The following is a 24,229-nucleotide window of genomic DNA, read 5'->3' on the forward strand; positions in this document are numbered from 1 at the left end:
TTTACTGTGGGAGCGAGCTTGCTCGCGATGGTCGTCAACGATAACGCTTGCAACCTGACACCCCGCGGTGCCCTGTCGTCCATCGCGAACAAGCTCGCTCCTACAGGAAATCCTTGTAGGCAAACAGCGCCGGTGCCCCGCCGGTGTGCAGGAAGATAATCGGCCCCTCGTTGAAACGCTGACGGCCGATACCGTCCAGCAAGCCCGCCATGGCCTTGCCAGTGTAGACCGGGTCCAGCAGCAAGCCTTCCTGACTCGCCAGCAGCTTCACCGCTGCCAGTGTGCCGGCATTCGGCTCGCCATAACGCGGAGCGAAATACTCATCCCACAACTCGACCTTGAAAGCCTCCGGCAGGCTGACGCCCAGCAACTCGGCGGTGCGTTCGGCCAGACCTTGAACCTTTGGTCGCTGATCTTCATCGCTGCGCGAAACCGTCACGCCAATCACTGGCAGATCCGGCAGCGCTTCACTCAAGGCCAGTGCCAGGCCGCTGTGGGTACCGGCGCTGCCCGAGGCCAGGACCACAGCGGCGAACTTCAGGCCGGTGTCCTTGATCTGCTCGGCCAGTTCCAGCCCGGCGCGCACGTAACCCAGGGCGCCCAAGGCATTGGAACCACCGATCGGCACCAGGTACGGCTTCTTGCCGTTGCTGCACAGTCGGTTGGCCAGGGCTTGCAGTTGCTCGTCGGCGTTGTCGAGGTTTTCCACCAATTCGATCTTGGCATCGAACAGGTCGAGCAGCAGGCGGTTGCCGTTGCCGGTGTAATTGCTGTCGTCAGTGCCCAGAGGATTTTCCAGAAGGGCTACGCAGCCCAGCCCCAACTTTGCGGCAATGGCGGCTGTCTGGCGCACGTGGTTCGATTGCAGCGCCCCCGCCGTGATCAAGGTGTCGGCACCCTGGGCCAAGGCATCGGCGGCCAGGTATTCGAGTTTGCGCAGCTTGTTGCCGCCCATCGCCAGCGGCGTCAGGTCATCGCGCTTGACGTACAGGTCGCGGCCCAGCCAGGTCGACAGGCGTTCGAGTTTTTCCAGGGCGGTGGGCTGACCGAGCAGGTCGAGGCGGTTAAAGCGGGCGAGCTGTTGTTTGATCATGAGTCCGTACTGGCGGTTGAAGATCTCAGGACTATAGGCACGCCCAAAAGCCGGGGCAACCGTCAATCGCTTATAGCCAATCGAACTGAGCACAGCACTATTGGTTCTTAATTTGCCTTGCGACCCTTGCCGTAAAGTAATCGCCGTCAGTGCGGCCAGACAGTCCGGCCGCCCGTGAGGAGTTTTTACCGTGAGTGAGCGTTCCAGCCATTGGCAATTGCAGACCATCGTCAGCCAGCTGCGCACGGCACGTGAACAGTGGCGTGCACAAAACGGCCGGGCCAGCGGCGAGCAGGGCGGTCGCGAATTGCCGTCCCGCGCAGCCATGGCGGAGATTCTCGAAGCGCTGTGCGGTGCGTTGTTCCCGATGCGCCTGGGGCCGGTTGACCTGCGCGAAGAGAGCGAAGATTTCTACGTCGGCCACACCCTCGATGTGGCGCTGAATGCGCTGTTGGCCCAAGCGCGGCTCGAATTGCGCTACGCCGCGCGCCACAGTGCCCAGGCCGAGACTGAAGTCGAAGCCAAAACCATCCAGATCATTCAGGACTTCGCCCTCGCGTTGCCAGGGTTGCGCAGCCTGTTGGACACTGACGTATTGGCTGCCTATCACGGTGACCCGGCGGCGCGCAGTGTCGATGAAGTGCTGTTGTGCTACCCGGGGATTCTGGCGGTGATTCACCATCGTCTGGCCCACCATTTGTATCGCGCCGGATTGCCGCTGCTGGCGCGGATCAGCGCGGAAATCGCTCACTCGGCCACCGGCATCGACATTCACCCTGGAGCGCAGATCGGCCGCAGTTTCTTCATCGACCACGGGACGGGTGTGGTGATTGGCGAAACCGCGATCATCGGCGAGCGCGTGCGGATCTATCAGGCGGTGACTTTGGGCGCCAAGCGCTTCCCGGCGGACGAAGACGGTCAGTTGCAGAAAGGCCAGCCACGACACCCGATAGTCGAGGATGACGTGGTGATTTATGCCGGGGCGACGATTCTCGGGCGGATCACCATCGGTCAGGGCTCGACCATCGGCGGCAATGTCTGGCTGACCCGCAGCGTGCCGGCGGGCAGCAACCTGACCCAGGCGAATCTGCAGCATGATGATGGGGCGCAGAAGTAGGCCTCTAAATCTCCACTGATTTTTCTGGCCTCATCGCGAGCAAGCTCCCACAGGGGGACGCGGTCAACTGTGGGAGCGAGCGTGCTCGCGATTGGATTTCAAGCCGAATCGAACCAGTGGCCCTGATCTGATCCTGCGCCGAACCCTCCCTTGAGCTAGCGTAATACCAGTACCGCCGAGCCCTGCGATTAGTCCTTAGCCCCCTATCCATGTTTAACTTGAACGTTCATTCAAGTTAAACCGGCGGTTCGCTGCCCGCTCACAACAGGAGGCTTGCCTTTGCTGAGTCCGATTTCTACAGCCACGTTTTACCCCTTCGAGGTGCACCGAACATGAGTGCATCGTCCATCCCTCCAAGCGGCCTGATCCGCATGAATCCGCCGGTGTTCTGGTTCTCGGCAAGCTTCATTCTGTTGTTTGGTGTCGTTGTCATCGCCATGCCCGAGCAGGCCGGTGCCTGGTTGCTGGCGGCGCAAAACTGGGCGGCCAATACGGTCGGCTGGTATTACCTGTTGGCGATGACCCTGTATCTGGTCTTCGTGGTGGTCACCGCCTTGTCCGGCTACGGCAAGATCAAGCTCGGTGCCGACCACGACGAACCCGAATTCAGTTATTTGTCCTGGGCCGGCATGCTGTTCGCCGCCGGGATCAGCATCACCCTGTTTTTCTTCTGTGTGTCCGAGCCGCTGACCCACATGCTGCAACCGCCCCAGGGTGAGGCCGGTACGGCAGATGCTGCGCGCCAGGCGATGCAGATTCTGTTTCTGCACTGGGGCCTGCATGGCTGGGGCGTGTTCGCCTTTGTCGGCATGGCGCTGGCCTACTTTGCCTACCGGCATAACCTGCCACTGGCCCTGCGCTCGGCGCTGTATCCGCTGATCGGCAAGCGCATCAATGGCCCCATCGGCTACGCGGTGGATGGCTTCGGCATCATCGCCACGGTGTTCGGCCTAGGTGCCGATATGGGCTTCGGTGTGTTGCACCTCAACTCGGGCCTGGACTACCTGTTCGGCATCGCCCACACCCAATGGGTTCAGGTCGGCCTGATCACCTTGATGATGGGCGCTGCGATCATCGTTGCCGTATCCGGCGTCGACAAGGGTGTGCGGGTCATGTCCGACATCAACATGCTGCTGGCCTGTGCGCTGCTGCTGTTCGTGTTGTTCGCCGGCCCCACGCAGCACCTGCTCAACACCCTGATCCAGAACCTTGGCGATTACCTCGGCGCCTTGCCGATGAAGAGTTTCGACCTCTACGCCTACGACAAACCCAGCGACTGGCTGGGCGGCTGGACAGTGTTCTACTGGGCCTGGTGGATAGCATGGTCACCGTTCGTGGGCCTGTTCATCGCTCGGATTTCCCGTGGTCGCACCATCCGCGAGTTCGTCTTCGGCGTGCTGTTGATTCCGCTCGGCTTCACCCTGGCGTGGATGTCGATCTTCGGCAACAGCGCCATCGATCAAGTGCTCAACCACGGCATGAGCGCGCTCGGCATGTCGGCCATCGACAATCCGTCGATGACGCTCTACCTGTTGCTGGAAACCTACCCGTGGAGCAAGACCGTCATTGCGGTCACGGTGTTCATCAGCTTCGTGTTCTTCGTCACCTCCGCCGACTCCGGCACCGTGGTGCTGTCGACGCTGTCCGCCAAGGGCGGCAATCCTGATGAAGACGGGCCGAAATGGCTGCGGGTTTTCTGGGGCGCGATGACCGCATTGGTGACCAGCGCGCTGCTGTTTTCCGGCAGTATCGATGCGTTGAAGTCGGCGGTGGTCCTGACCTCGTTGCCGTTCTCGCTGATCTTGCTGTTGATGATGTGGGGGCTGCACAAGGCGTTTTATCTGGAATCGCAGAAGCAGATTGCGCAGATGCATTCCTTGGCACCGGTGTCCGGTTCACGGCGGGGCGGTTGGCGCCAGCGTCTGAGTCAGGCGGTGCATTTCCCGTCGCGGGATGAGGTCTACCGTTTCCTCGATACGACGGTGCGTCCGGCGATTGAAGAAGTGTCTGCCGTGTTCACCGAAAAGGGTTTGCACGTAGCGACACACCCGGGCCCGGCCAATGACAGCGTCAGCCTGGAAATCGGCCATGGCGACCAGCATCCGTTCGTTTATCAGGTGCAGATGCGCGGCTATTTCACGCCATCGTTTGCCCGTGGCGGGATGGGTTCCAAGCAACTCAACAATCGTCGTTACTACCGGGCCGAAGTGCATTTGAGCGAGGGCAGTCAGGATTACGATCTGGTTGGCTACTCCAAGGAACAGATCATCAACGACATCCTCGACCAGTACGAACGGCACATGCAGTTCCTGCATCTGGTGCGTTGATCAAGGCCTTCACGTTTCGGAGGTCAACACCATGAACAACACCAGCGCCGCCACCGGGACCCCGAACACGGCGCTACCGACCACCAGTTCGCTGCTCAATGGCTGGCCGGCATGCACTATGCCGACTGCGCCATTGATTAGCGTTAGCGCCAGCCACAGCAGGATAAAACTGTAGGCCAGGGTCTGGCGGGTGAAGCCGACTTTCTCGCCGATGTAGAGCATCAGCGCCAGGAGAATCAGGCCGAAGGTGATGATGATGGTGGTGTGCATGAACTGTCCCGCCCTTCAGATGTGCATTGCTTTGGAGGCAGCCATCGCGAGCAAGCTCGCTCCCACATTGATCTTGGTTGCTCACAAAATTTGTGCTCAAAGGAGATCCCCTGTGGGAGCGAGCTTGCTCGCGATTGGGGGCGCTGCGGTCTCAGTGTGAACTCAGTTAAACCAACCCGCCATTCACCCGCAAAATCTGCCCATTGACCCAACCCGAATCCGGCCCCGCCAGAAACGACACGACACGGGAAATGTCCTCCGGCTGCCCCAGACGCTCCAGCGGCGCCATCTTCGCAAAACTCTGAATCTGCTCCTCACTCTTGCCGTGCAAAAACAGCTCAGTCGCCACCGGCCCGGGAGCCACCGCGTTGACGGTGATGTTGCGCCCGCGCATTTCCTTGGCGAATACCTGGGTCAGAGATTCCACTGCCGCTTTGCTGGCGATGTACACCGCGTAGCCCGGCAGGTTCATGCCGACGGTGCTGCTGGAGAAGTTGATGATCCGGCCACCGCTGTTCAGGCGGGTCGCCGCTTCACGCAGGGTATTGAAGGTACCGCGAGCGTGGATGTTGAAGTTCTGCTCGAACAGTTCGTCGCTGTGTTGCGCCAGCGGCAGCACTTTGAGGATGCCGGCGTTGTTCACCAACACATCGACCTTGCCGAACTGGGTTTCAACCTCGTCGAACATCCGGCGTACGTCGTCGGCGTTGGCTACATCGGCCTTGATCGCCAGGGCCTGGCAACCGGCCTGACGCAGCTCCACCACCAGTTTCGAGGCTTCGGTGGCGCTGCTGGCGTAGTTGATGGCAACGGCGAAACCTTCGCTGGCCAGTTGTTTGGCGATGACCGCGCCAATGCCGCGGGAGGCGCCGGTCACGATGGCAACTTTCGGAGTTTGATGAGCCATGTTGGTGTTCCTGTTGATGGGGTGTGAAGCCAATTTCACATGTTTACTCAGGACGATAAATGCACGAGAGTTGCCTTGACTGTTCAATAATCGCCAACAATCGAGTGCCTGGAGTGAGCTGTGGACCAAGTCAAAGCGATGAAGGTTTTTGTGCGGATCTACGAGCGCAGCAGCTTCACGCAGGCTGCCGATGACCTGAACCTGCCACGCGCGACGCTGACCCACACCTTGAATCAGTTCGAGGCCTGGCTGGGTACGCGTTTGTTGGAGCGCAGCACGCGTAAAGTTCGTCCGACGCTGGATGGCGAGGCGTACTACCTGCGTTGCGTGCAACTGCTGGCAGAGCTGGAAGAAGCGGAATTGGCGTTTCGCGGTGTGGCACCGAAGGGGCGGTTGCGGGTGGACTTGCACGGGACATTGGCCAAGCACTTCGTGATCCCTGCTTTGCCACAATTCATGGCGCGTTATCCCGACATTGAGCTGTCCATCAGCGAGGCTGACCGCTTTGTCGACCTGATCGCCGAAGGCGTCGACTGTGTGCTGCGCGCCGGCACTTTGAGCGACTCCGCGCTGATCGGAAAACGTGTCGCCAACCTACGCCAGATCACCTGCGCCAGCCCTGCCTATCTGCGTAAAAACGGCGAGCCAAAAAGCCTCTACGACCTGAAGAACCACCGCGCGGTGAACTACGTCTCACGCACCACCGCCAAGTTGTTCCCGTTCGAATTCATGGTGGACGGCGAACTCAGGGAAGTGACCATCGATGGCGCCGTTTCGGTGTTCGGCGCCGAAATCTACGCAGCCTCGGCCATCGCCGGACTGGGCTTGATCCAGTGCCCGCATTACCGGATGGAAACGCAGATCGCCCAGGGGCTGGTGAAGGAAATCCTCACCGAGACACCGCCGCCGCCAATGCCGGTGTCAGTGCTTTATCCACACAATCGACACATGTCGCCACGGGTTCGGGTATTTGTGGATTGGTTGGGAGAGGTGTTTGCGCAGGCCCGGTAGCTGGTAAATGGGGGAGCATGTGAAACGTTTCAGCCATTAGTCGAATCCGGGGTTTTCTGGCGTCTGTCCGGGCGTATGCTGGGCGACTGGCAAAGCAGTCGATACCAGATTCAAGACAGACAAGAGAGGATTCGATGACTTACACCGCTGCCGAAAACCGCTACGACTCCATCCCTTACCGCCGCGTGGGCCGCAGCGGCCTGGTGCTGCCGGCGCTGTCGTTGGGCCTGTGGCACAACTTCGGCGACAGCACGCCGATCGATACCCAGCGCGCGTTGTTGCGCACGGCATTCGATCTGGGCATCAACCATTTCGACCTGGCCAACAACTACGGCCCGCCGTATGGCAGCGCCGAGATCAACTTCGGCCGTTTACTGCGCGAAGACTTCAAGCAGTACCGCGACGAGCTGATCATTTCCAGCAAGGCCGGTTGGGACATGTGGCCCGGCCCTTACGGTCAGGGCGGCGGTTCGCGCAAGTACGTGCTGGCCAGCCTCGACCAGAGCCTGCAACGCCTGGGTGTGGACTACGTCGACATCTTTTATTCCCACCGCTTCGATCCGGACACCCCGCTGGAAGAAACCGCCAGCGCACTGGCCACCGCGGTGCAGCAGGGCAAGGCGCTGTACATCGGCATTTCGTCCTATTCCGGGGTGAAAACCCGCGAAATGGCGGCGTTGCTCAAAGAGTGGAAAGTGCCGCTGCTGATTCACCAGCCGGCCTACAACCTGCTCAATCGCTGGGTGGAAAAAGACCTGCTCGATACCACCGACGAACTCGGCACTGGCGTGATTGCCTTCACGCCGCTGGCGCAGGGATTGCTGACCGACAAATACCTCAACGGCGTGCCGACGGATGCACGGGTCAATCGTCCGGGGGGTGGTTCGTTGCAGGCGTCGCACTTGTCCGAGGCCAACATCGCCCAGGTGCGGGCACTCAACGAAATCGCCAGGCGTCGTGGCCAGAGCCTGGCGCAACTGGCGCTGGCCTGGACCCTGCGCGATCCTCGGGTCACTTCGGCCTTGATTGGCGCAAGCCGGCCGGAGCAGATCATCGAGAACGTCGGGGCGTTGAAGAACCTGAGCTTTAGTGCAGAGGAACTGGCGGAGATTGACCGGTTTGCCCAGGAGGGCGGGATCAATCTTTGGGAGAAGCCTTCGACGGCGGAGTAACTTGTCGGCGTCAGTTCCGTCCCCATCGCGAGCAAGCTCGCTCCCCGTGTCGTACACAAAGCCTGTGAACACCGCCGAACCTGTGGGAGCGAGCTTGCTCGCGATGGGGCCATCAAGGTCAGTACAAAAACTGGCTGTTCACCGAAAGAAAGGCACATCCCCCAACACCGTCGCCCGCTGCATCACCCGCCGCGCCGGCCGGTAGTCATCCACTGCGTAATGCTGGGTCACGCGGTTATCCCAGAATGCGATGTCGTCTTTCTGCCAGCGCCAGCGAATGGTGAATTCCGGCCGCGTTGAATGGGCGAACAGGAACTTCAGAATCGCCTCGCTTTCGGTTTCCGACAGCTCGTTGATCTTCGAAGTGAAACCTTCGTTGACGAACAGCGAGCGGCGCCCGCTTACCGGGTGCGTGCGGATCACCGGGTGCGACAGCGGCGGATTCTTGCGCCGTGCTTCTTCCCACTGGGCCAGTGCCTGGGGCGTGTTGCCATAGCGCTCCAGCGGAAACGAACGGGTGAAGTCATGGGTGGCGGTCAGACCTTCGAGCAAGGTTTTCAGCGGCGTCGACAGGGCTTCATAGGCGGCAATCCCGCTGGCCCATAACGTGTCGCCACCAAACTCCGGCAGCAGCTTGGCACTGAGCACCGCGCCCATGGCCGGGGTCGGCAGGAAGGTCACGTCGGTGTGCCAGATCGCGTTGTCGCGCACGTCGGTGACGGCGGTGTCGAGGATCAGCACTTCCGGTTGTTCCGGCACATTGGGGTAGATCGGGTGAATGTGCAGGTCGCCGAAATTCGCGGCGAATCGCGCCTGTTGCTGTGGCGTGATCGGCTGGTCGCGGAAGAACAGCACCTGATGCTTGAGCAGGGCCTGTTCGATGGCATCGCGCTGTTCCAGGTTCAGCGGCTGGCTGATGTCGATGCCGCTGATCTGTGCGCCGAGGGCGGAGCTTAGGGGGACGATGGTCAAGTCACTCATGGTGATTCTCTTGAAATTCGGGGGTGTTGATTACTGTGGGAGCGAGCTTGCTCGCGATAGCGATATGTCAGTCACAACAGTGGTGTCTGACACTCTGCAATCGCGAGCAAGCTCGCTCCCACAGGGTTTCTTACAGGGTAATCATTCAGTGAACCTGACCATGCCACGGCACCAGTTTGCGTTGCAGGGCACGCAGGCCAAGCTCCATTGCGAAGGCGATCAGTGCGATCACCAGAATCCCCAGTACCACCACATCGGTGACCAAAAACTGTGCGGCCGATTGCACCATGAAGCCCAGTCCGCTGGTGGCGGCGATCAGTTCGGCGGCGACCAGCGTCGACCAACCCACGCCGAGGCCAATGCGCACACCGGTCAGGATATCCGGCAAGGCACTCGGCAAAATGACGTGGCGAATCAACTGCACACGCGTTGCGCCGAGCGACTGCGCGGCACGCAGTTTGGCCGGGTCGACCGTGCGCACACCGGTGGCGGTGGCAATGGCAATCGGGGCGAAGATTGCCAGGTAGATCAGCAGCACTTTCGACAATTCACCGATGCCGCACCAGATCACGATCAGTGGCAGATAAGCCAACGGAGGAATCGGCCGGTAGAACTCGATCAGCGGGTCGAGCACACCGCGGGCGATACGGTTGGCGCCGATGGCGATTCCCACCGGCACGGCGGTGAGAATCGCAAAGCCGAGGCCCAGGCCGATGCGGCTCAGACTCGCGCCCAGGTGCTGCCACAGGGTTGAATCCATATAACCCGAGGTCGCCAGTAGCCAGCCTTTTTGCAGCACGGCGGAAGGTGGTGGCAGGAACAGCGGCTCGATCACGCCGGTCGCCGTCACGGCCCACCAAATAGCAACGAGAACGACCAGCGTCAGCACACTGATCCAGCGAGTGCTCAAACGGCGACTTGGCGGAATTACGGCTGAGCCTGGCGTTATCGCCGCGACGGGAATTTCGTAACTGCTCATGCGCGCTCCTGCCGCTGGGCGGCGCTGCGTTGGGAGAACACTTTGGCGAGTACGTGTTCGCGGGTTTCGATAAAACGCGGGTCGGACTTGATCGAGCGGGCCGACTCACCGGCGGCATAACGCTGACCGAAATCGAGGCTCAGGCGTTCGACGATTTGCCCTGGGTTAGGTGCCAACAAAATCAGGTCGGTGGCGAGGAACACGGCTTCTTCGATGTCGTGGGTGATCAGGAACACCGGCTTGGCGGTGCGTTGCCAGACTTGCAGCAACAGTTCCTGCATCTGCTCGCGGGTAAAGGCGTCGAGGGCGCCGAAAGGTTCGTCCATCAGCAACACGCGCGGGTCGGCGGCGAGGGCGCGAGCCAGGCCGACACGCTGCTTCTGGCCGCCCGAAAGCTGCCAGATGCGGCGCTGTTCAAAACCGGACAGATCGACCAGGGCGAGCATTTCCCTGGTGCGAGCTTCGCGTTTTTCCCGGGCGATACCGGCCAGCTCCAGGCCGAACCCGACGTTGGCCAGCACGTCTTGCCATGGCAGCAGCGCGTCGTCCTGGAACACCACGCCACGCTCGGCACTCGGGCCTTTGACGGGCACGCCGTCGAGGGTGATGCGCCCGGCGCTGGGTTCGACGAAACCGGCAATCAGGTTCAACAGCGAAGTCTTGCCACTGCCGGACGGGCCGAGGGCGACCAGCAATTGCCGGGACCCAAGGCTCAGGGAAATATCCGCCAACACCGGTTCCGGGTTGCCGGGGTACTGTGCGCTGATGCGCTCCAGCTGTAGCAAGGCCATCGCGTTGACTCCCGATCAGTTGGTGATGAACTTGGCGCTGACGTACGGCGCGTAGTCCGGCAGCACGGCCTCGACCTTGCCTTGTTCCTTGAGGAACGCCGCGGTGTCGGTGATGGCTTTGGTGGTCGGCGCGCCGAGGGTGAGCACCTGGTCAGCCGCCAGCGGGTAGACGTTGCCTTGCAGCAGCAATGGAATATCACTGACCTTGGCACCAGACAGTTTTACCAGCTTGTCGACGTTGCCCTGATTGGCGAGCCAGGCGTGCGGGTCTTTGCGGTAATCGGCGTAGGCGTCCAGAGTCACTTTCGCGAACGCGGTGACGATCTCCGGGTGCTTCTCGGCGAAATCCTTGCGCACGATCCAGGCATCGAAAGTCGGTGCGCCGAACTTGGCCAGCTCGCCGGAGGTGATCAGCACTTTGCCGTTTTCCTTGGCGACACCGAGGGCCGGATCCCAAACGTACGTGGCGTCGATGTCACCGCGTTTCCAGGCGGCAATGATCGCGGGTGGAGCCAGGTTGAGAACGGTGACTTTCGACGGGTCGATGTTCCAGTGCTTCAGCGCGGCGAGCAGGCTGTAGTGGCCGGTGGATACAAACGGCACGGCGATTTTCTTGCCGATCAGGTCTTGCGGGGTCTTGATCCCGGAACCGTCGCGGGCGACCAAGGCTTCGGCGGCGCCGATCTGGGTGGCGATGAGGAAGGTTTCTACCGGGACTTTGCGAGTGATGGCGGCGGTCAGGGGGCTGGAACCGAGGTAGCCGATCTGCACGTCACCAGAGGCGATGGCGGCGATGATATCGGCACCGTTGTCGAATTTGCGCCAGCTGATATCGGCCTTGGTGGCCTTTTCGTAGGCGCCGTCAGCCTGGGCGACTTTCGCCGGGTCAACGGTGGTCTGGTAGGCGACGGTGAAGTCGGCTGCCTGGGCAAAAAAACTCGCGGTAGCCAAGGACGCGGCCGCCAGCAAGCGTAGAGGGAAAGTCAGTTTCATCAGAAAGCTCCTTGTCAGGCGACCGAGTGTCGGCGTGAGAAAGAGACTAAATGATCTAAGAATTCGAAAATAAATAACTTTTTCGAATTAGCTTATGAGAGGACAACTTGAGGAGCGACCGCTACGCGGTCATCGCGAGCAAGCTCGCTCCCACAGGGTTTAATGGTGTTTGCACGATTGTGGTCACACCGAGAATCCACTGTGGGAGCGAGCTTGCTCGCGATAAGGTCCGCAGGACCTTCGAAGGTTAGTTACTGATCGCCAGAATGCTCGCCTGATACGCCCCGACAAACACGTCGAAATCACCGACTTCGTTCTGCTCCAGCTCAGCCTGCTGAGCCAGCGACGAACGCGCCCGCTCTTCAAACTGCGCCTGTTCCTCAGCCGGCAACGGTTCGCTGCGGAAGAACTCGGCATGGGCCTGGCTCTGGCGCAGGGAGAACTGGGCAAAGCTTTCCTTGTGTTCGGCCATCGCCGCCAATACCTGGGCCGACGGTGTCAGGGACGGGTCCTGGACCTTGGCCATCTGGGCGTCCAGCGCCTTGCTGTGGGCATCGCCGCCATGGCTCTGGTCGAGCATAGCCGCCAGAGGGGCGATTTTTTCCAGCAGCTCGCCGGCCCATTCCTTCAGGTCGACCGGCTGGCCATCCCGTTGCAGTTGCAGGCCCGGACGACGACCTTCCTTGACTACGCTGAGGAAGTTCGAAGTCGCGTTGCCACAACTGGTATTGGTCAGCAGTGGGCTGTCATTGAGCGCGCAGTACAGCAGGAACGCATCGAGGAAGCGTGACTCGGTCAGGTCGATGCCCATCGGCAGGAACGGGTTGATGTCCAGGCAGCGTACTTCGACGTACTGGATGCCACGGGCCATCAGTGCCTGGATAGGGCGCTCGCCGGTGTAGGTCACGCGTTTGGGGCGGATGTTGGAGTAGTACTCGTTTTCGATCTGCAGGATGTTGGTGTTGAGCTGTACCCACTCGCCATCCTGGTGGGTGCCGACTTCGACGTATGGCGCATACGGCGTGGCCACCGCTTTGCGCAGGCTGTCGGTGTAACTGTTCAGGTCGTTGTAGCACGGCGTCAGGCCGGCCTGGGCGTTGCTCTGGTAACCCAGGTCGCTCATGCGCAGGCTGGTGGCGTACGGCAGGTACAAGGTCTGCGGGTCCAGTTGTTCCAACTGGTGCGAACGACCACGCAGGAACCCGGCGTCCAGTGCCGGCGAGGCGCCGAACAGGTACATCAGCAGCCAGCTGTAGCGGCGGAAGTTGCGGATCAGCGCGATATAGGACGACGACTGGAAGTCGCGGTCGGTGCCGACAAAGCCTTCGGCCTGCTTGAGCAACGGCCAGAGTTTTTCCGGCAGGGAAAAGTTGTAGTGGATGCCGGCAATGCATTGCATGGTCTTGCCGTAACGCAGGGCCAGACCCTTGCGGTAGACGTACTTGAGCTGCCCGATGTTGGACGTGCCGTAATAGGCGATCGGGATATCTTCCTCGGCCGGCAACGGGCACGGCATCGATGGGCTCCACAGATACTCGTTGCCGAGCTTGCTGTAGGCAAAGCGGTGAATGCTGTCCAGGCTCGCCAGCGTATCGGCAGGATCGGGCAGGGCCGGGGTGATGAACTCCAACAGCGACTCGGAATAGTCGGTGGTGATCTGTTCATTGGTCAGTGCGGAACCCAATTCTTCCGGGTGCGGCGTTTGCGCCAGGCGACCTTCATCGGTCACGCGCAGGCATTCACGTTCGATGCCGTGAAGGCACTGTTCGAGCAGAGAGAGGTTAGCGCGCTCGCCGAGCAGGGCCAGGCGGCGGTTGAGAAGTTCGCTCAAGTTGGATTCCTTCACGCGTCAGTCGCCCCAATATGGGGGTGGGCAAGACGGTCTACAAGGGTGAAGTTAAAACTGGCGTTTTCGCCTGGTTTTGGATCTCGCCGCAATCGATGTGGGAGTGGACCTGTGGCGAGGGGGCTTGCCCCCGTTGGGCTGCGAAGCAGCCCCAAAACCTCTGATGTTCCAAGATATTGTGAGTGCTACGCACTCAAACGGGGGCAAGCCCCCTCGCCACAAGCCCGCTCCCACAGGAAATTCCGACACTGTGGTCACAGCGCTGAAATTAACTCAATTTGATGACGACTAGCTACAGGACAGCGAACGTGCCTTGTGCTTTTGCGACCAGTTTGTCGCCCTGCATCACATCAGCCTCGACCACCAACGTGCGGCGGCCCGGATGAATCACCCGTGCCGTGCACATCACCTCGCCGTCAGAGACGGCGCGAATGTAGTTGATCTTGCACTCGATGGTCGCGCTCTGCTGGTCAAAGCCGTGGGTGCTGGAACAGGCCAGCCCCATGGCAATGTCCACCAGGCTGAACAAGGCCCCGCCGTGCAGCTTGCCGCCGCGATTGCGCAGTTCCGGTTCCAGCGCCAGGGCGACTTGCGCCACCCCGGTTTCCAGGCTGTGCAAGCGGCAGCCCAGCAGCTTGAAAAACGCGCTTTCGGTCAGCCCGGCGGGAATGTCCATCAACGTTTCTTCAACTGCTTGGCATTGGCGAACAGTGAAGCCATGGCGTTGTTGCTCGGGGCCGCTGCCGTGGTTTCCTTGCGCGGTGCGGTGTTCTGGGATTGGCGTGGCGCCGAACCCGGACGTGCGCCGCGGGCACCGTCGATTTTCTCGCCCGGGGTGTCGCTCATGCGCATCGACAGGCCCACGCGTTTGCGCGGGATGTCGACTTCCATGACCTTCACTTTCACCACGTCACCGGCCTTCACCGCTTCTCGTGGATCCTTGATGAACTTCTCCGAAAGCGCGGAGATGTGCACCAAACCGTCCTGATGCACACCGATATCGACGAAAGCACCGAAGTTGGTCACGTTGGTCACCACGCCTTCGAGGATCATGCCCAGTTGCAGGTCCTTGAGGTCTTCGACGCCTTCCTGGAACTCGGCGGTCTTGAACTCGGGGCGCGGGTCGCGACCGGGTTTTTCCAGTTCCTGGAGGATGTCGGTCACGGTCGGCAAACCGAAGGTTTCATCGGTGTACTTCTTCGGATCGAGACGCTTGAGGAACGCGGCATCGCCAATGAGCGAGCGGATGTCACGGTCGGTTTCGGCGGCGATGCGCTGAACCAGCGGATAGGCTTCCGGGTGAACCGCCGACGAGTCCAACGGGTTTTCGCCGTTCATGACGCGCAGGAATCCGGCGGCCTGTTCGAAGGTTTTTTCACCCAGGCGCGCGACTTTCTTCAAGGCTGCGCGAGTCTTGAATGCGCCGTGCTCATCGCGGTGGCTGACGATGTTCTGCGCCAGGGTCGCGTTGAGGCCGGAGATCCGCGCCAGCAGTGCCACGGAAGCCGTGTTTACGTCGACGCCGACGGCGTTCACGCAGTCCTCGACCACTGCATCCAGGCCACGGGCCAGTTTCAGCTGCGACACGTCGTGCTGGTACTGGCCGACACCGATGGATTTCGGATCGATCTTCACCAGCTCGGCCAACGGGTCTTGCAGGCGACGGGCAATCGACACGGCGCCACGGATCGACACATCCAGGTCCGGAAATTCCTTGGAAGCCAGTTCCGAGGCGGAGTAAACCGATGCACCGGCCTCGGAAACCATGACCTTGGTCATTTTCATGGCCGGGTATTTTTTGATCAGTTCAGCGGCCAGCTTGTCGGTTTCGCGGCTGGCGGTACCGTTGCCGATGGCGATCAGGTCCACCGAGTGCTTGGCGCACAGGGCGGCGAGCACGGCGAGGGTCTGGTCCCACTTGTTGTGCGGCACGTGTGGGTAAACCGTGGCGTGATCCAGCAGCTTGCCGGTGGAGTCGACCACGGCCACCTTGCAACCGGTGCGCAGGCCCGGGTCGAGGCCCAGGGTGGCGCGCGGGCCGGCCGGGGCCGACAGCAGCAGGTCGTGCAGGTTGTGGGCGAATACGTTGATCGCTTCGGTTTCCGCGCCGTCACGCAGCTCGCCGAGCAGGTCGGTTTCCAGGTGGGTGTAGAGCTTGACCTTCCAGGTCCAGCGCACCACTTCGCCCAGCCATTTGTCGGCGGCGCGGTTCTGGTTCTGGATGCCGAATTGCTGGCCGATCATGCCTTCGCACGGGTGCATGCTGCCCGGCAGTTCGTCGCCGACTTTCAGCGCGGAGCTGAGGATGCCTTCGTTACGGCCACGGAAAATCGCCAGCGCGCGGTGCGACGGCATGCTTTTGAGCGGTTCGTCGTGTTCGAAGTAATCGCGGAACTTGGCGCCTTCCTCTTCCTTGCCGGCAATCACGCGGGCACTGAGAGTGGCTTCCTGCTTGAGGTAGCTGCGCAGCTTGTCCAGCAGGCCGGCGTCTTCGGCGAAGCGTTCCATCAGGATGTACTTGGCGCCTTCGAGGGCAGCCTTCACATCGGCCACGCCTTTTTCCGCGTCGATGAAGCGTGCGGCTTCGGTTTCCGGGCTCAGGGACGGGTCGTTGAACAGGCCGTCGGCCAGCTCGCCCAGGCCTGCTTCCAGGGCGATCTGGCCCTTGGTGCGGCGCTTCTGCTTGTACGGCAGGTACAAGTCTTCGAGACGGGTCTTGGTGTCGGCGAGCTTGATGTCGCGTTCAAGTTGCGGGGTCAGCTTGCCCTGCTCCTGGATGCTGGCGAGGATGCTGATACGCCGTTCGTCGAGTTCTCGCAGGTAGCGCAGGCGCTCTTCCAGATGACGCAATTGCGTATCGTCGAGGCTGCCGGTCACTTCTTTCCGGTAACGGGCGATGAAGGGAACGGTAGAGCCTTCATCGAGTAGCGCGACGGCCGCTTCGACCTGTTGTGGGCGTACACCGAGTTCCTCGGCGATGCGGCTGTTGATGCTGTCCATAAAACCACCTGACAAATTGTGAAAGCAGGCTCGCAGGCGCAGAGATAGGGCCTGGGCGAGTCTGGTTGAGCGGCCTGGCCTGCGCCGCTACCTGGATCAAAAGGTATCCCGTTGACCCGTGAAATCGAACAATTACTGCCGACGCCATGAAAAAAATGGTGTCCGTCTGTAGTACCTGTCTGATGTTGCCTGACACAAAAGGCCGCGCATTATAACCAGCGTTCCGGCATTCGGGGACATCGCGGGTTGCAGGTGAAATGGCCGGTTTTCTGGCACTAAAGGAAAAATCTGCTAACAATGCACACGGTGCGTATAACGGCAGCTACGCCATAATGCGCGCCGAGATCAAAGGAGCATCCAATGAGCAGCACTGCACAAACTGCTGAAGGCGAAAAAATTCTTATTGTTGACGACGATCCTGGGCTCAGCAGCCTGCTGGAGCGTTTTTTCGTCAGCAAGGGCTACCGCGCCCGCGCCGTACCGAACACTGAGCAAATGGATCGCCTGCTGGCGCGCGAAGTGTTCAACCTGGTCGTACTCGACCTGATGCTGCCCGGTGAAGACGGCTTGACCGCCTGCCGCCGTCTGCGCGGCGCGAACAACCAGATTCCGATCATCATGCTGACCGCCAAGGGCGACGAGCTGAGCCGCATCAAGGGCCTGGAGCTGGGTGCCGACGATTACCTGGCCAAGCCGTTCAACCCCGATGAGCTGATGGCTCGCGTCAAAGCGGTCCTGCGTCGCCAGTCGGCTCCGGTGCCGGGCGCGCCAGGCAGCGAAGACGAAAGCGTGACCTTCGGTGACTATGAATTGTCCCTGGCTACCCGCGAGCTCAAGCGCGGCGAAGAAGTGCACATGCTCACCACCGGTGAGTTCGCTGTACTCAAGGCCCTGGTGATGAACGCGCGTCAACCGCTGACCCGCGACAAATTGATGAACCTGGCCCGTGGCCGCGAGTGGGATGCCCTGGAGCGTTCCATCGATGTGCAGATTTCCCGTCTGCGCCGGATGATCGAGCCCGATCCGTCCAAACCGCGTTACATCCAGACTGTCTGGGGCGTGGGTTACGTGTTTGTACCGGATGGTACCGCCACCAAGTGATTGGCGATTTGTAGGAGCGGGTCACGCGGACAACGGATCAATCGATCCTGTCCGCAGACTCGCGATCCGCAATATGCGAGCATCGCTCGCTCCTGCAAGTGTTTAACGGTTATCCATGAAAACCCCCGTTTGGTTCCCCCAGAGCTTCTTCTCCCGCACCCTTTGGCTGGTGCTCATCGTCGTACTCTTCTCCAAGGCGCTGACCCTGGTTTATCTGCTGATGAACGAAGACGTGCTGGTGGACCGCCAGTACAGCCACGGTGTCGCCCTGACGCTGCGCGCCTATTGGGCTGCCGATGAAGAAAACCGCGGCAAGATCGCCGAGGCCGCGACCTTGATCCGGGTGGTGGGTGCCGGCGTGCCGGAAGGCGAACAGCACTGGCCTTACAGCGAGATCTACCAGCGGCAGATGCAGGCGGAGCTGGGTGCCGACACGGAAGTCCGGCTGCGCATGCATTCGCCACCGGCGCTGTGGGTCCGGGCGCCAAGCCTGGGTGATGGCTGGCTGAAAGTACCGCTTTATCCTCATCCGTTGCGCGGCCAGAAAATCTGGAACGTGCTGGGCTGGTTCCTCGCTATTGGCCTGCTGTCCACCGCTTCGGCCTGGATCTTCGTCAGCCAGCTCAATCAACCTTTGAAGCGTCTGGTGTATGCCGCGCGGCAACTTGGCCAGGGCCGCAGTGTGCGCCTGCCAATCAGCGATACGCCGAGCGAGATGACCGAGGTTTACCGCGCCTTCAACCAGATGGCTGAAGACGTCGAACAGGCCGGTCGCGAGCGTGAACTGATGCTGGCCGGGGTTTCCCATGATTTACGCACGCCGTTGACGCGATTGCGTCTGTCCTTGGAGCTGATGGGCGATCACACGGACCTGACCGACGACATGGTGCGCGACATCGAAGACATGGACGCGATTCTCGATCAGTTCCTGGCGTTCATTCGTGACGGGCGCGACGAGTCGGTGGAAGAGGTCGACCTGAGCGACCTGGTCCGTGAAGTTGCCGCACCGTATAACCAGACCGAAGAAAAAGTGCGGCTGCGCCTGGAGCCTATCCAGCCGTTTCCGCTGCGTCGGGTATCGATGAAGCGACTGTTGAACAACCTGATCGGCAACGCGCTGCATCATGCTGGCAGCGGCGTGGAGGTGGCGGCGTATGTGTCCGGGGACACCAGCGCACCGTATGTAGTGCTGAGTGTCATGGACCGTGGTGCCGGGATCGATCCTTCGGAGCTGGAGGCGATTTTCAACCCGTTCACCCGCGGTGACCGTGCCCGGGGTGGCAAGGGCACCGGGTTGGGATTGGCGATCGTGAAGCGGATTGCCTCGATGCATGGCGGCAACGTTGAGCTGCGTAACCGCTCGGGCGGTGGGCTGGAAGCTCGGGTGCGGTTGCCGTTGGGGTTGCTGCTGCCGCGGGATGCCGTTTAAGGCCTGATTTTTTCAGTGGGGCTGACGGCCCCTTCGCGGGCAAGCCCGCTCCCACAGTGATTTTGGCTAAAACCCTGTGGGAGCGAGCTTGCTCGCGATGGCGGCATCCCTGCCGCCACAAGGCTTGAGGTTTAACCCTTCCCTTTGGTCCGAGTCATATTCGGCCCGCCATTCTTCTCCAGATGCTCAATGATGATCCCCGCCACATTCTTCCCGGTGGTGGTCTCAATTCCCTCCAGACCCGGCGACGAGTTAACTTCCATCACCAACGGCCCGTGATTGGAGCGCAGGATGTCGACACCTGCCACCGCCAGCCCCATGACCTTCGCCGCACGTAACGCCGTCATGCGTTCTTCCGGGGTGATCTTGATCAGGCTCGCGCTGCCACCGCGATGCAGGTTGGAGCGAAATTCGCCGGGTTTGGCCTGGCGCTTCATCGCTGCAATCACCTTGTCGCCGACGACGAAGCAGCGAATGTCCGCACCACCGGCTTCCTTGATGTACTCCTGAACCATGATGTTCTGCTTGAGGCCCATGAACGCCTCGATCACCGATTCCGCGGCCGTGGCGGTTTCGCACAGCACCACGCCGATGCCTTGGGTGCCTTCCAGCACCTTGATCACCAACGGCGCACCGTTGACCATTTCGATCAGGTCGGGAATGTCATCGGGGGAGTGGGCAAACCCGGTCACCGGCAAGCCGATCCCGCGACGGGACAACAATTGCAGCGAACGCAGCTTGTCCCGGGAACGGGCAATGGCCACCGATTCGTTGAGCGGAAATACCCCCATCATCTCGAACTGGCGCAGCACTGCACAGCCATAAAAGGTCACGGATGCACCGATCCGTGGAATCACCGCATCGAAACCCTCCAGCGGTTTGCCGCGGTAGTGGATCTGTGGCTTGTGGCTGGCGATGTTCATGTAGGCGCGCAAAGTGTCGACCACCACCATTTCATGGCCACGCTCGGTACCGGCTTCGACCAGACGACGGGTGGAATACAGACGCGGATTCCGCGACAGCACAGCGATCTTCATGCAACACCTGTGGAGGAGGTAGATACCGGGAACACCGGCTTGTCTTGTACGTACTTGATGCCCGGATTGACCACCAACTGGCCGTGAATCAGGGCTTTGGAGCCGAGCAGCAGGCGATAACGCATGGACTTGCGGCAGGCGAGCGTGAACTCGACCCGCCAGACCCGATCACCAAGGGCCAGGGTAGTGCTGATCACGTATCGCACCTGCGCGTGACCGTTTGAGCTTTTAATGGTTTTCATCGTCACCAGCGGTGCTTCGCAGCGTCGGTGGCGCAGTTGTACGACGGAACCCAGGTGGGCGGTAAAACGCACCCACTGCTCACCATCGCGCTCGAACGGCTCGATTTCGGTGGCGTGGAGGCTTGAGGTGCTGGCACCGGTGTCGATTTTTGCCCGAAGGCCGGCGACTCCCAAATCCGGGAGTGCCACCCACTCGCGCAGACCGACAACGGTCAAATGGTCAAATGTCTTCAATAGTGCTCAACCGGTAGATACCGCTCGGGCCGCACGCGGCCGGATTCGCGGTATTCACGCAGAATAATGATTAAAAGGCGACAGATATCTACGGCCCGGATTTCCAGCCTCGCAAGGAGGTTATGGAATGTCAGCATTGTAATCCGAGACGGTGAAATTCTTGGTACGTCAGAAACGGTAGTACAGTTCACCAATATTTCAGAATGAGGAAATTCCATGGCACAAAAAAACGAAGAGGACGACAAAGTCCGCCTCGATAAATGGTTGTGGGCTGCACGATTCTACAAAACCCGCGCCCTGGCCAAGGCGGCGATTGAAAGCGGCAAGGTGCATTGCCGGGGCGAGCGCTGCAAGCCGGGTAAAGAGCCACGAATCGGCGATGAGTTCGTGATTCGCACCGGTTTCGAGGAGCGCACGGTGGTAGTCCTGGCACTGTCGATCGTTCGTCGCGGCGCACCGGAGGCGCAAACCTTGTATGCCGAAACCCTGGCCAGCATCGCCAAGCGCGAAGAGGCCGCTGCGCAAAGAAAGGCTGGAGCCCTGGGCGTGAGCACCGACGGTAAGCCAAGCAAGAAACAGCGGCGGGATTTGTTCAAGTTTCGTGGCAGCAGTAACGACGACTAATACAGATATTTCTCGGGCGACTTCCAGGCCGCTATCGCGGACAAGCCCGTTCCCACAAGGGTTTGTGTCATTTCTGTGGGAGCGTGGATTGCCTGCGGTCGAGTGCGCGACACTCGCTAGGTTTCACCGCGCCTTCAGGCCAAGACTTGCAATTGACCCGGTGCGCATCCATATCTGTGCTTCGCCAGCAGTGCATCGCATGGACGATATCGCCGCTCGTCGAAAATCACACACAGTCTCTGATCTGTAGGCCATAACCACATTGCCAGCAGTGCAGGGCGGGAAACGACCCGGAACCCATCAGCGCTTGTTCCACCTGCTTGGATCAGGCCCGGATTGTTCATAAAATGCCTTTCATGGCTGAACGTTGCGCACCCGAGTGGTTGCGCAAGGTAAATTTCTTGTTTCCTGTAACCATTTTCACTACTTCAGATACCCAGACCTATGACCGATCACGCGGATAACGACTTCACACAACGCTTCATCTTCGATGACAGCGACACCCGTGGCGAGCTGGTTTCGTTGGAGCTCAGCTACGCCGAAGTCCTGGCCAAACACGCCTACCCGCAGCCGGTCGCGCAACTGCTCGGCGAGCTGATGGCGGCCGCATCGTTGCTGGTCGGCACGATGAAGTTCGATGGCTTGCTGATTCTGCAAGCCCGCTCCGAAGGCCCGATCCCGCTGCTGATGATTGAGTGCTCCAGCGAGCGCGACATCCGTGGCCTGGCCCGTTACGACGCGGATCGCATCGCTGCCGATGCCACCCTGGCCGACCTGATGCCTGAAGGCGTCCTGGCATTGACCATCGACCCGAAACAGGGCCAGCGCTACCAGGGCATCGTCGACCTCGACGGCGCCACCCTGTCCGAATGCTTCACCAATTATTTCGTCATGTCCCAGCAAGTCGGCACGCGTTTCTGGCTGTACGCCGATGGTCGTCGTGCCCGTGGCCTGTTGCTGCAACAACTGCCGGCCGATCGTTTGAAAGACGAAGACGAACGCGCCGCCAGCTGGCAGCACATCACCACCCTGGGCGGTACGCTGACCGCCGATGAGCTGTTGAGCCTGGACAACGAAACCGTGCTGCATCGCCTGTACCACGACGAGCAGGTGCGTCTGTTCGATGTGCAGAAGCTGCGCTTCCGTTGCAGTTGCTCGCGCGAACGTTCGGCCAATGCGCTGGTCAGTCTGGGTATGGAAGACGCGCAGCAATTGGTGGACGAACACGGTGGCAACATCGAAATCGATTGCCAGTTCTGCAACCAGCGCTACCTGTTTGACGCGGCCGATGTCACTCAATTGTTCGCAGGCGCGGGTATCGAGACGCCGTCAGATACCCGTCACTAAAACGGTTCAGCGCAGGTAAATTCACTGCCTTGCGCCGGATTAACGCCGTTACGACAGGAGGGGCCTACTCTTTTTGGGCTTTTCTGGCATAATCCGGCCCACTTTTTTCGCGGTAGTAGTGCACGACTTTCTACTACAAAAACGTTTGGAGCACTCGGCCACTGGCCGACGGGGAACCTCATGACGCAAGCCAACAATGCCGTGTACACCGATCTGAGTGTTGATGATCTGGTTAAAGAAGCCCTCAATCGCGGTGAAGGCGAGCTTGCCGATACCGGCGCGCTGGTTGTTCGTACCGGTCACCGTACCGGCCGTTCGCCAGTCGACCGTTTCATCGTTGAAGAGCCAAGCACCCAGGCTGCCATCGCCTGGGGCCCGATCAACCGCAAGTTCCCGGCCGACAAGTTCGACGCCCTGTGGGCTCGCGTTGAGGCATTCAACAACGCGCAAGAGCATTTCGTTTCCCACGTGCATGTAGGTGCGGCTTCCGAGCACTACCTGGCCGTGAAGATGACCACCCAGACTGCCTGGCAGAACCTGTTCGGCCGTTGCCTGTTCATCAACCCGGCTCAGTACAACCCGGCGGGTCGTGACGAGTGGCAGGTCCTCAACGTTGCCAACTTCGAGTGCGTGCCAGAGCGTGACGGCACCAACTCCGACGGCTGCGTGATCATCAACTTCGCACAGAAGAAAGTGCTGATCGCCGGCATGCGTTACGCCGGTGAAATGAAGAAAGCCATGTTCTCGGTGCAGAACTTCCTGCTGCCGGCTGCCGACGTACTGCCAATGCACTGCGCCGCCAACATCGGCGAAGAAGGCGACGTGACCCTGTTCTTCGGTCTGTCCGGCACTGGTAAAACCACCCTGTCGGCCGACGAAAGCCGTTACCTGATCGGTGACGACGAGCACGGCTGGGGCGAAGGCGTTGTGTTCAACATCGAAGGCGGTTGCTATGCCAAGTGCATCGACCTGTCCGAGAAGAACGAGCCGGTTATCTGGAAAGCCATCAAGCACGGCGCGGTACTGGAAAACGTCGTTATCGACGACGCCAAGCACGCCGACTACGCCGATGTCAGCCTGACCCAGAACAGCCGTGCCGCCTACCCGCTGGAGCACGTTGCCAAGCGCTCCGAGAAGAACCTCGGTGGCGAGCCGAACGCTGTGATCTTCCTGACCTGCGACCTGACCGGCGTACTGCCGCCAGTGTCGATCCTCAACGAAGAACAAGCGGCTTACCACTTCCTGTCCGGTTACACCGCCCTGGTCGGTTCGACCGAAATGGGTTCGGGCAGCGGCATCAAGTCGACCTTCTCCACCTGCTTCGGCGCGCCGTTCTTCCCGCGTCCAGCCGGCGAATACGCTGAGTTGCTGATCAAGCGCATCCGCGGCTTCGGCTCCAAGGTCTACCTGGTCAACACCGGCTGGACCGGCGGTGGCTACGGCGTCGGCAAACGCTTCAACATCCCGACCACTCGTGCCGTGATCGCAGCGATCCAGAGCGGTGCGCTGATCGGTACCGAGACCGAGCACCTGGACACCATCAACCTCGACGTGCCAGTGGCCGTACCGGGCGTTGAGACTGGCCTGCTGAACCCACGTAACACCTGGGCCGACGTAGCCGCCTACGACGAAGCCGCCAAAGCACTGGCCGGCCTGTTCATCGAGAACTTCAAGAAGTTCGAAGTGAGCGACGCGATCAAGGCTGCTGGTCCAAAGCTCTAAGCGTTG

21 protein-coding genes are annotated in these 24,229 nt (G+C 60.6%); 9 read left to right on the forward strand and 12 right to left on the reverse strand.

Annotated features, from left to right (window positions below):
- Positions 1–100 precede the first annotated feature (100 nt).
- A complete protein-coding gene (locus PSJE_RS20695) occupies positions 101–1,093 on the reverse strand; it encodes a D-cysteine desulfhydrase (RefSeq protein WP_090452491.1) in 993 nt (330 codons plus the stop codon).
- A 190-nt stretch (positions 1,094–1,283) separates the two neighbouring features.
- Between PSJE_RS20695 and epsC the strand changes: the two genes are divergently transcribed.
- On the forward strand, positions 1,284–2,210 hold the full coding sequence (gene epsC, locus PSJE_RS20700) for a serine O-acetyltransferase EpsC (RefSeq protein WP_090452493.1): 927 nt from the start codon (positions 1,284–1,286) through the stop codon (positions 2,208–2,210).
- A gap of 371 nt (positions 2,211–2,581) precedes the next feature.
- The gene (gene betT / locus PSJE_RS20705; protein ID WP_167362882.1) at positions 2,582–4,537 is read left to right on the forward strand and encodes a choline transporter BetT; all 1,956 of its coding nucleotides are present in this window, start codon (positions 2,582–2,584) and stop codon (positions 4,535–4,537) included.
- Positions 4,538–4,546: 9 nt separating this feature from the next.
- Here betT and PSJE_RS20710 read toward each other — a convergent pair whose 3' ends face one another.
- Complete coding sequence (locus PSJE_RS20710; protein ID WP_090452496.1) at positions 4,547–4,807, reverse strand: hypothetical protein; 261 nt, start codon at positions 4,805–4,807, stop codon at positions 4,547–4,549.
- A 166-nt stretch (positions 4,808–4,973) separates the two neighbouring features.
- A complete protein-coding gene (locus tag PSJE_RS20715) occupies positions 4,974–5,714 on the reverse strand; it encodes an SDR family oxidoreductase (RefSeq protein ID WP_090452498.1) in 741 nt (246 codons plus the stop codon).
- A 120-nt stretch (positions 5,715–5,834) separates the two neighbouring features.
- On the opposite strand from PSJE_RS20715, the gene PSJE_RS20720 reads away from it, so the two are divergent.
- Positions 5,835–6,725 carry a LysR family transcriptional regulator gene (locus PSJE_RS20720; RefSeq protein ID WP_090452500.1) on the forward strand — a complete coding sequence of 297 codons (891 nt, stop codon included), beginning with the start codon at positions 5,835–5,837 and terminating at the stop codon, positions 6,723–6,725.
- 134 nt (positions 6,726–6,859) lie between these two features.
- On the forward strand, positions 6,860–7,897 hold the full coding sequence (mgrA, locus tag PSJE_RS20725; protein ID WP_090452502.1) for an L-glyceraldehyde 3-phosphate reductase: 1,038 nt from the start codon (positions 6,860–6,862) through the stop codon (positions 7,895–7,897).
- Between the two features lie 138 nt (positions 7,898–8,035).
- On the opposite strand, the gene tauD is transcribed toward mgrA, so the two are convergent.
- The 7 genes from tauD to PSJE_RS20765 form a co-directional block, all read right to left on the reverse strand.
- Positions 8,036–8,878 (reverse strand): taurine dioxygenase, encoded by an 843-nt coding sequence (gene tauD, locus PSJE_RS20730; RefSeq protein WP_090452504.1) that lies wholly within the window; start codon positions 8,876–8,878, stop codon positions 8,036–8,038.
- Positions 8,879–9,023: 145 nt separating this feature from the next.
- Positions 9,024–9,857, reverse strand: a complete 834-nt coding sequence (tauC, locus tag PSJE_RS20735) for a taurine ABC transporter permease TauC (protein WP_090452506.1) — start codon at positions 9,855–9,857, stop codon at positions 9,024–9,026.
- Positions 9,854–10,648: a taurine ABC transporter ATP-binding subunit gene (tauB, locus tag PSJE_RS20740; protein ID WP_090452508.1), complete on the reverse strand. Its 795-nt coding sequence runs from the start codon at positions 10,646–10,648 to the stop codon at positions 9,854–9,856. The genes tauC and tauB overlap by 4 nt, the downstream gene beginning before the upstream one ends.
- Positions 10,649–10,663: 15 nt before the next feature.
- Complete coding sequence (gene tauA / locus PSJE_RS20745; RefSeq protein WP_090452510.1) at positions 10,664–11,641, reverse strand: taurine ABC transporter substrate-binding protein; 978 nt, start codon at positions 11,639–11,641, stop codon at positions 10,664–10,666.
- Between the two features lie 247 nt (positions 11,642–11,888).
- Positions 11,889–13,472 carry a glutamate--cysteine ligase gene (gene gshA, locus PSJE_RS20750; protein ID WP_090452512.1) on the reverse strand — a complete coding sequence of 528 codons (1,584 nt, stop codon included), beginning with the start codon at positions 13,470–13,472 and terminating at the stop codon, positions 11,889–11,891.
- A gap of 307 nt (positions 13,473–13,779) precedes the next feature.
- Positions 13,780–14,163 carry a PaaI family thioesterase gene (locus PSJE_RS20760; protein ID WP_007972875.1) on the reverse strand — a complete coding sequence of 128 codons (384 nt, stop codon included), beginning with the start codon at positions 14,161–14,163 and terminating at the stop codon, positions 13,780–13,782.
- Complete coding sequence (locus PSJE_RS20765) at positions 14,163–16,487, reverse strand: Tex family protein (RefSeq protein ID WP_090452516.1); 2,325 nt, start codon at positions 16,485–16,487, stop codon at positions 14,163–14,165. Before PSJE_RS20765 ends, PSJE_RS20760 begins: the two co-directional genes overlap by 1 nt.
- A gap of 360 nt (positions 16,488–16,847) precedes the next feature.
- On the opposite strand from PSJE_RS20765, the gene ompR reads away from it, so the two are divergent.
- The gene (gene ompR / locus PSJE_RS20770) at positions 16,848–17,588 is read left to right on the forward strand and encodes an osmolarity response regulator transcription factor OmpR (RefSeq protein ID WP_007983158.1); all 741 of its coding nucleotides are present in this window, start codon (positions 16,848–16,850) and stop codon (positions 17,586–17,588) included.
- 115 nt (positions 17,589–17,703) lie between these two features.
- A complete protein-coding gene (locus tag PSJE_RS20775) occupies positions 17,704–19,017 on the forward strand; it encodes an ATP-binding protein (RefSeq protein ID WP_090452519.1) in 1,314 nt (437 codons plus the stop codon).
- Between the two features lie 131 nt (positions 19,018–19,148).
- On the opposite strand, the gene rimK is transcribed toward PSJE_RS20775, so the two are convergent.
- Together rimK and rimB are read right to left on the reverse strand one after the other, a co-directional pair.
- Entirely contained in the window at positions 19,149–20,054 is a 906-nt protein-coding gene (rimK, locus tag PSJE_RS20780; protein WP_007972871.1) for a 30S ribosomal protein S6--L-glutamate ligase, read from the reverse strand.
- On the reverse strand, positions 20,051–20,530 hold the full coding sequence (rimB, locus tag PSJE_RS20785) for a retropepsin-like aspartic endopeptidase RimB (RefSeq protein WP_007983163.1): 480 nt from the start codon (positions 20,528–20,530) through the stop codon (positions 20,051–20,053). Before rimB ends, rimK begins: the two co-directional genes overlap by 4 nt.
- A gap of 216 nt (positions 20,531–20,746) precedes the next feature.
- Here rimB and PSJE_RS20790 point away from each other — a divergent pair, with 216 nt between their 5' ends.
- From PSJE_RS20790 to PSJE_RS20805, 3 genes are all read left to right on the forward strand, one after another.
- Positions 20,747–21,154: an RNA-binding S4 domain-containing protein gene (locus tag PSJE_RS20790; protein WP_090452521.1), complete on the forward strand. Its 408-nt coding sequence runs from the start codon at positions 20,747–20,749 to the stop codon at positions 21,152–21,154.
- Positions 21,155–21,598: 444 nt separating this feature from the next.
- On the forward strand, positions 21,599–22,501 hold the full coding sequence (gene hslO, locus PSJE_RS20795; RefSeq protein ID WP_090452522.1) for an Hsp33 family molecular chaperone HslO: 903 nt from the start codon (positions 21,599–21,601) through the stop codon (positions 22,499–22,501).
- 180 nt (positions 22,502–22,681) lie between these two features.
- Complete coding sequence (locus PSJE_RS20805) at positions 22,682–24,223, forward strand: phosphoenolpyruvate carboxykinase (RefSeq protein WP_057712463.1); 1,542 nt, start codon at positions 22,682–22,684, stop codon at positions 24,221–24,223.
- Positions 24,224–24,229: the final 6 nt, after the last annotated feature.

The sequence above is a fragment of the Pseudomonas jessenii genome, assembly GCF_002236115.1.
Taxonomy (GTDB): domain Bacteria; phylum Pseudomonadota; class Gammaproteobacteria; order Pseudomonadales; family Pseudomonadaceae; genus Aquipseudomonas; species Aquipseudomonas jessenii.